This window comes from Deltaproteobacteria bacterium (assembly GCA_009929795.1).
Taxonomy (GTDB): domain Bacteria; phylum Desulfobacterota; class Desulfovibrionia; order Desulfovibrionales; family Desulfomicrobiaceae; genus RZZR01.
In genome coordinates, this window is record RZZR01000104.1 from 1 (window position 1) to 8,174 (window position 8,174).

Sequence of the window (8,174 nt, forward strand, 5' to 3'; positions counted from 1 at the left end):
ATTCGTTCAGCGCATCGACTTCCCGGCCATCGAGCCCTCTGCCGATTTCATCCACCAGGGCATGTTTCTCTCGCGTCAGGGACTGCGCACCCTGGAACTCCAGACCGTGAACCTTCCCGAAATCGAACTGACCCTGGACCGGATTTACCCGGACAACCTGTTCATGCTCTTCGCCTCCTACTACGGCCCATCCCTCTTCGATCGGTCCTCGTACACCGGCCCCTTGATGCACTATCTGGGCGACCGGATCCACGAGGAGCGGCTGGCCCTGGCCGCCCCGGCCAACACGGCCGTGAAAACCCCGTTAAAACTTGACAAGTTCGTGCCACCTGGCGAACGCGGCCTGTTCCGCATCCTGGCCACGGTTCCCGGACAATGGGAAGGAGCCCAGCGATGGGTTCTGGTCACGGATCTGGGTTTGGTCGCCCGCCGGGGTGAAGACGACCTTCTGGTCAGCGTCTGCTCCTTCGACGACCTATCCCCCCTGTCCGGGGTCCACTGCACCCTTTTGAGCGACCAGAATCAGGTTCTGGCAACTGGTCAAACCGACGATTCCGGGCTCTGGCAGGCCAGGGGACTGGCCGAAACCTTTGCCCGCCAGACCCCGTTCATGGTCCTGGCCCGCAAGAACGACGATCTGGCCTTCCTGCTTTTCGACGCCTTCAACATGGACACGACAGGCCTGGACGTGGGTGGAATCGAGGTCCGGCGGAACGGATACACGGCCTTTCTCTACGGAGAACGGGACATCTACCGTCCCGGAGAGACCGCCCATGTCGCGGTTGCCGTCCGTGACTCCCGCCTGGAACCGCCCCCGGCCCTGCCCCTGACCCTGACCCACAAGGATCCCAAGGGCCGGGACATGGGCGTAAGGACCGTGACCACCGACCCCCAGGGAATGGTCTCCCTGGACCTAAATCTTCCCGACTGGAGTCTGACCGGTGGTCACACTCTCTCCTGCCGCGTCGGAGAAACCCTGATCGGCACGTACCGCTTCCAGGTCGAGGAATTCGTGCCCGACCGCATCGCCGTTCAGATCGTCCCGGACAAGACCGTTGTCGGGCCCGGCCAGAACCTGCCCTTCACCGTTTCCAGCCGCTACTTCTTCGGCCCTCCGGCATCGGGTCTGCCCGTGGAGACCCGGGTCCGGCTCTCTGCCGTGCCCTTCGCCCCACAGGGATTTGAAAACTTTTCCTTCGGCAATCCCGAGGCCCGATTCGAAGACCGGGACATCTTCATCGGAGATGAAAACACCTTTCTTGACGACGAGGGCGTGGCTGCCTTCGCCGCGGCCCTTCCTGACAGGCTCGTGCCGCCCGCCGCACTGGAGGCCGTTATCACCGCCCGGGTCAGCGAACGCGGAGGCCGAGGCGTAGCCGCCAGGCAAGAGGTTCCGGTCCATGTCTATGACCGCTACCCAGGTCTCGCGAAGCTTGAAGATCAGGGAGTCAAACCCGGCCAAGAACTGACCGTGGACTATGTCGTTCTGGACGCCCAAGGCCGGGAGGCCCCGGGGCCTGTTCTGGAGGCCCTCCTCTGGCAGGACCGATGGCAGACCGTCCTGAGGAGAACGCCTTCCGGAGGCTCGGCCTACGACTCGATCCGCGACTCCCGTCTGGTCTCGACACAGGCTCTGCCTCCCGGCCTGACCAGAGGACAGGTCACCGTGGTGCCACCGGAATACGGAGGCTATCGTATCGTGCTCAGGGACCCTGTCACGGGCGCGACCGCTCAGGCCTCCTTCTATGCCTCAGGGTGGGGCTACTCGCCCTGGGCCATTGAAAACCCGGCCCGCGTCGAACTCGTCCCGGACAAAAACGAATACCAGCCAGGCGACACGGCCCGTTTCCAGGTTCGGGCCCCCTTTGGAGGACGGCTTCTGGTCACGGTCGAAACCGAGTCCGTGCGCGACGTCTTCGTCCACGCTCTGGACGGAAACACCGCCGAGGTCGAGGTTCCAGTCAGGGCTGAGTATGCTCCTAACGCCTACCTCACGGCCGTGCTCGTCCGTTCGGCCCGAGATCTGGAACCCGGCGGCGTGGCCCGGGCCTCCGGGATACAGTCCTTTTCCGTGGACCGGACGGCCAACCGCCTTCAGCCTGTCATCCAGGCTCAGAAAAACGTCCTTCCCGAAGCCCGGCTCACGGTCGCTGTCACCACCGAGCCCGGGGCCACCGTGACTCTGGCCGCCGTGGACGAGGGCATCCTCCAGCTCGTGGCCCAAGAGAGCCCGGATCCCTTCACCTTCTTCTACGCCAAGCGAAAACTGGGCGTGAGCGGCTGCGACATCTTCTCCCTTCTTCTGCCCGAGATCGGTCCCAAAACAGGGAACGGACCGGCCGGAGGGGACGAGGCCCTGGATCGCATGCGCCAATTCGTCCGCACCGAAGGCATCCGTCGGACAAGACCCGTGGCCTTCTGGTCAGGTCTGCAGACGGCCGACATAAACGGGACCATGACCTTCGACGTGGACCTGCCCGAATTCCAGGGAGCCCTGAGACTCATGGCCGTCGTCGTCCATGATCGCCGTTTCGGCTCGAGCCAGGCCCTGACCCGGGTCCGTTCCCCACTGTCAGTTACCCCGACCTTTCCGCGTTTCCTGGCCCCGGACGAAAGAACGCTGATCCCGGTGGTCGTCCGCAACGACACCGAGTCCGAAGGAAACTTCACGGTCGCGCTCCTGACCCACGGCCCTGGCACCGTGGCCGAGGCGAACCAGACCGTGGCCATCGGTCCTGGCCGGGAGGCCCTGACCATGTTCACCCTGAATACCGGTCCGAACGAAGGCACTTTAGTGTGCCGGGCCGAGGCCGCGGGTCAGGGATTATCCGCCCGTTCCGAAAGCGAAATCGGTATCCGTGAGGCCCTACCGGCCGCGACCATGATACAGTCCGGGGCCGCTGCTGAAGCGGAAACCCTGCTGCCCTTTCTCGGAAACACCTTCCTCTCGGGAAGCGCTACCCGGGAGGTCCGAATTTCTCCATTACCTCTAATCCGTTTTTCCCGCAGTCTCGACCATCTTCTCTGCTATCCTTATGGCTGCGCCGAGCAGACCGTTTCCCGGGTCTTCCCTTTGATCCACTTCGGAGATTTGGCCGCTCAACTGGCCCCAAGGGCCATCAAAGGCCACTCTCCGTCGGCCATGGTCCAGACGGGAATCATGCGCCTGGTGGGCATGCAGACCTACGAGGGTGGATTCGCTCCCTGGCCTGGATCCACCGAGCCCGATCCCTGGGTCAGCATCTATGCCACCCACTTCCTTTTGGAGGCGGACAGGGCCGGATACACGGTCTTCCCTACTGTCCTGGATCAGGCTTTAACCTGGCTGGAAGGCCTAGTCCGGACACGGGAAACCTACACTCCCGAGGTCCTCGACAGGGCTTGCTACGCCCTGTTCGTCCTTGCCAAGTCCGGAAGGCCCGAACGGGGAACCATGGACTATCTGCGGCGGCGCCAAGCCCCCTTCCTCGGGTCCGAGGCAGCTGCGACCCTAGGCGCGGCCTTCGGCCTAACTGGAGACCCCGCAGGCATGGCTGAACTGAACCGCCTTGCGGATCGGGCCAAGCCCCGGCCTCGCGAAACCGGAGGAAATCTCGGCTCCCCCCTTCGGGATCTGTCCCTTCGCCTGACCGTGCTTCTGGACGTCGCACCCGGAGACGAACGTATCCCGGCCATGGTCCGCGATCTGGTCACCCGGCTGGATGCCACGGAAATACCCACCACCCAGGAGGCCGCTCTGGCCTTCTCCGCTCTGGGACGCTTCTACCATCTCCAAAAGGTCAAGGCCCCTTATTCCGGACGGCTTTACGCCGGAGAGGCCCTCCTGGCCGAGTTTGACAGCGGCCGGACCCTGGCCATCGACGGCATCGAAGGCGACCAGCCGCTTCGCCTAGCCATGAACCGGGGCTACGAGAGCGGAGCTGCCTTCTTCTCCGTCCTCACCCGAGGGATCCCCACCCGTGATACCTACACGCCATCGGCCAAGGGCCTGGAAATTCGCCGGGAATTCCTGGACCGGAACGGGGCCGCGCTCGATACGGAAAACGTGCGCCAAGGGGACCTTCTGATCCAGCGCGTCGGGATCCGGAGCACCCTCGGCCCGGTGGACAACGTGGCCGTCCAGACCCTGCTGCCGACCGGCCTGGAGGTGGAAAACCCCAGACTTTCGACCACCGAACGCCTGCCTTGGATCAGTTCCCGGGCCTCGGACGTTTCCTTTCAGGATCTTCGCGATGATCGGATCATTCTCTTCGTCGATCTCCCGGCTCCGATCCGCCAGAACGGCCGGGCCGAAGACGCCGGTTGGAAGGTCTTCCACTCCCTGCTGCGGGCCGTGAGCCCCGGGGAATTCACCATACCGCCGGTCCATGCCGAGGCCATGTACGCCCCGGACCTCGTAGCCGGCGGCGAGATCGATCGCATGCGTGTGCTTCCCACTGTGACAACCGGGACCGGGCCGGAAGCGACCCATGGCTCGACCGACTGAAACCGCGATCAGGGCAATGTCCCGTCTGTGGATTCCTGCCCTGGTCGCAACCTTTGCCCTCGCTGTCGGTGGCGCGGTTCTTGCCGACCGGTTACTCCCCCCGGACCTGACCTCCCTGGAACCCGACGGAGCCGTCCGCCTAATGGACCGTCAAGGGCGACTTCTGCGCTTTTTTTTGCCTGCGGATCAGCAATGGCGCTTTCCGGTCCGCCTGCAGGACGTCTCGCCCGTCCTCATCCACACCCTGACCGTCTCGGAGGACCGATTCTTCCGACGACACCCCGGAATCAACCCCTTGGCCGTGCTTCGAGCTGCCTGGCTGAATCTCCGGTCGGGGAGAGTGGTGGCTGGAGGCTCGACCATAACCATGCAGGTCGCCCGACTGACCTCCCCCCGGCCCAGAACCCTGGTGGCCAAACTTCACGAGGCCACGCGGGCCCTGCAATTGGAGCGTCGACTGACCAAGGACGAGATCCTGGAGCGATACCTGAACCTGACTCCCTACGGCGGGAATATCGTCGGCGTGGGCGCCGCGGCCCACTTCTACTTCGGCAAGGCCCCGGACCGTCTGTCCCTAGCCGAATCGGCCCTCCTGGCCGTGCTACCTCGCTCTCCCACGGCTTATGACCCCTTCAAGCACCCCGTGGCGGCCAAAGGCGCTCGGGACCGCCTTCTCCAGGGTTTGGCCGCCCGAGGCGATCTCGACCCGGACGAGGCCGCCCGGGCCATGTCCGTCCCGTTGCCAAGCAAACCCATACCTCAGCCCTTTCGCGGCCCTCACTTCTGTCAAATGGTCTACGACAGGCTGCCGGATAACGTCAGGAAACGGGGAGGCGTGGTCACCACCACACTGGACCTGGATGTCCAGTCCGCCGTGGAGAGGCGCCTTTCGGCCCGGGTGGACCAGCTCCGCCGGGAGGGCCTGGAAAACGTGGCCGCAGTGGTCGTTGACGTCGCCTCCGGCCACATCTCGGCCATGGCCGGTTCGGCATCTTTCCTCGACGATGCCCATCACGGACAGATCAATGCAGCTCTTGTCCGCCGCTCACCTGGCTCGACGCTCAAACCGCTCCTCTACGGCCTGGCCTTCGAGCAGGGGCTTCTCGTCCCCGAAAGCATCCTTCTGGATCTGCCCACCGACTTTTCCGGATACACGGTCAGAAACTACGACCAACGCCACCGGGGTCGGGTCACCGCCGCAGAGGCCCTCCGCGAATCCTTGAACGTTCCGGCCGTCCGGCTGCTGGCCAGGGTCGGAGTGGACCCGTTTCTGGACCTTCTGCGGACCGGCGGTCTGACTACCCTGGACCGCCGGTCCGCAGACTATGGGCTGACCCTCGTCCTCGGGAGCGGCGAGGTCCGCCTGATGGACCTGACCGACATCTATGCCGCCCTGGCCCGGAGCGGACTGTACCTGCCCGCTCAGTATCTGCCCGAACCACGAAATGGCCCAGGCATTCGGCTGCTCTCCCCCGAATCGTCCCATCTGGTGACCGAAATTCTGGCCGATGTCCGCAGAAGCGACCTGCCCCAATCCTGGAATCTGACTCGAAACGCACCGGCCGTGGCATGGAAGACCGGCACCTCATTCGGCCACCGGGACGCTTGGGCCGTGGGCTTCTCCAGTCGGTTCGCCGTAGGGGTCTGGACCGGAAATCTCGACGGAAGACCACGGATGGGCATCTCCGGGGCTCGCCATGCCGGGCCTTTTCTCTTAGACATCTTTCGAGTTCTTGAGCCGGAGGGTGTCGATCTTCCCAGTCCACAAGGACTGAACATCGGCCGGATCGAGGTCTGCGCCGACAGCAGGGAACTGCCAAATCCAGCGTGCCCCCGACGGATGACCATCAACTATCTGCCGGGACAAACCCGGCTTTCACCCTGCAAGATGCACCGCAGGGTGTTCGTCGACACGGAGACCGGATATCGACTGGAGGGGGACTGTCTCGGCCGACGGCCCCATCGAACGGCAACCGTGGAGGACCACGACCCGGAACTCGTCTCCTGGTGGGCGTCCCGGGGCATGGCAGCGCCCGTCCCGCCACCCGTGTCACCGGATTGCCTGACCTCGGCCGCCAAGGGAGAAATTCGCATCGTCTCGCCTAATGCTCGAACTCCGTACAGGTTCCGGGCCGAAGCTCCGAAAGAATATCAGCGGGTGGCCCTCAGGGCGCAGGCCCCGATGGACTCCGATCTTCTGTGGTGGTTTATGGACGGAATTCTGGCCGCTTCGGGCCGACCTGACGAGCATCTGTTCCTGGATCTCGAACCCGGTACACACCGACTGGTGGTCCAGGACGTCCGAGGGCGTACCGACAGCCTCTCCTTCCGGGTCGAGTGAAAAAATGAGCGGTGACTGCCTTGACGACCAAGTGTTTCCCGTGCCCCGGAAACAGCTCGGCCCACCATGAGGTGGGCCGAGAAATACCTTCCGGAGACCAGACGCCGACAGATGTGGACCGTATGGCTATCGTTCCTCCACCTGCTGGATGCCCTCGAGAACCCAACTGGCCTTAGGGTCGTTGTCATATCGCCCGAAGTGCCAAATTTCCCTGACCTGCTCGACGGGTCCACCGTCTTCCTGAATTCGGGCATTGAACTCCACCCCGGCCACGGTCTGGCTTCCAACCTGCCGGACCTCGTACAGCGAAGCTTCCAGAAGGAGTGTCTCCGTTCGCGAAGGTCCGGGTTCCTGTCTGGCGTGGTCCTCGATGGTCCGGAAGACTTCCGGGGAAGTGAACTGCCGGATGTCGTCCATATCCCGCTCGTCCCAGGACTGCTGAAGCCGGGCAAAGGCCGCCTTGGCGCCCTCGAGGAACTCCCGTTCGTCGAAACCCTCGGGAACCGGAACAGCCCGAGCGGATTTCGATCCGGTTGAAGGCGGGGTCCGCAGGTTTTCCCACCCGGCCCCGGACTCACTCCTCCTCATGGGCCCGGGTTCCGGCCCCGAATCCGTCCGCTCCTGAAGTTTTCGGGACTTGAAGAACCTGTAGGCCAAATAAAGCAGGCCGCCGATAATCAAGATGTCAAATAGACCGGGACCCATGAACGAACCGCCAAAGAATAGGGACCCCAAAAGGCCGCCCATAAGCAGGCCGCCGAGCATGCCGCCCATCAACCCCCGTCCTGGCTGGTTCATGGCCCCGGCGGATTGCCCCTGGCTCTGCTGGGCCGGTTTCTGTGGATTGGTCACGCTCTTCTGATACGAAGGCTTTGACCCGAAGGATCTCCCTCCACCAAACCGTTTAGCCTCGGCAAAATCCACGCTCACTGCCAGAAATGCCACAAGGGCCAAAATTGGAACGCCCCAAGCCAACACACGCTTTACAAACATGATCGCTCTCCAGGTCAAAAAGTGATCGGTGGCCAGACACATCCGTGCCTGAATGCCTGTCTCCGCCATCTCTCCATCAGGACAGACGAAGAAAATCGAGTAAAAAAAAAGGGACGCAAGACTCTGCGTCCCTTTCAGGGAAACCAGGCACCCAGAAACAACTGTTACCGCTGCTCCTTTTCAGGCCTGACGGGGTTGGCAGCGTCCCTGCCGCCCGGCTTCCCTGCTGGCGCGCGATATGGTAACGCACGTCGAAATGGTTGATTACCCGGAAAGACCATCGCTGGCAAGTCCGACCCAAAACGTAAAAATGAAGCACCGTGAGATCGGCAGGCTGGACAGGCGGCCCCGAAG

The 8,174-nt window shown here is 63.4% G+C and carries 3 protein-coding genes and 1 other RNA gene; 2 read left to right on the plus strand and 2 right to left on the minus strand.

Features of this window, described 5'->3' with window-relative positions:
- A partial coding sequence (locus EOM25_10450) for an alpha-2-macroglobulin family protein (protein ID NCC25598.1) occupies positions 1-4,486 on the plus strand: 4,486 nt, incomplete at its 5' end.
- Positions 4,470-6,827, plus strand: coding sequence for a penicillin-binding protein 1C (pbpC, locus tag EOM25_10455; protein NCC25599.1), 2,358 nt, complete (start codon positions 4,470-4,472; stop codon positions 6,825-6,827). The genes EOM25_10450 and pbpC, both read left to right, overlap by 17 nt.
- 126 nt (positions 6,828-6,953) lie before the next feature.
- Here the strand turns inward: pbpC and EOM25_10460 are convergent, their stop codons facing one another.
- Together EOM25_10460 and ffs are read right to left on the minus strand one after the other, a co-directional pair.
- Entirely contained in the window at positions 6,954-7,820 is an 867-nt protein-coding gene (locus EOM25_10460) for a Tim44 domain-containing protein (protein NCC25600.1), read from the minus strand.
- Between the two features lie 131 nt (positions 7,821-7,951).
- An RNA gene (gene ffs / locus EOM25_10465) (signal recognition particle sRNA small type) lies at positions 7,952-8,047 on the minus strand.
- Between the last annotated feature and the right edge of the window lie 127 nt (positions 8,048-8,174).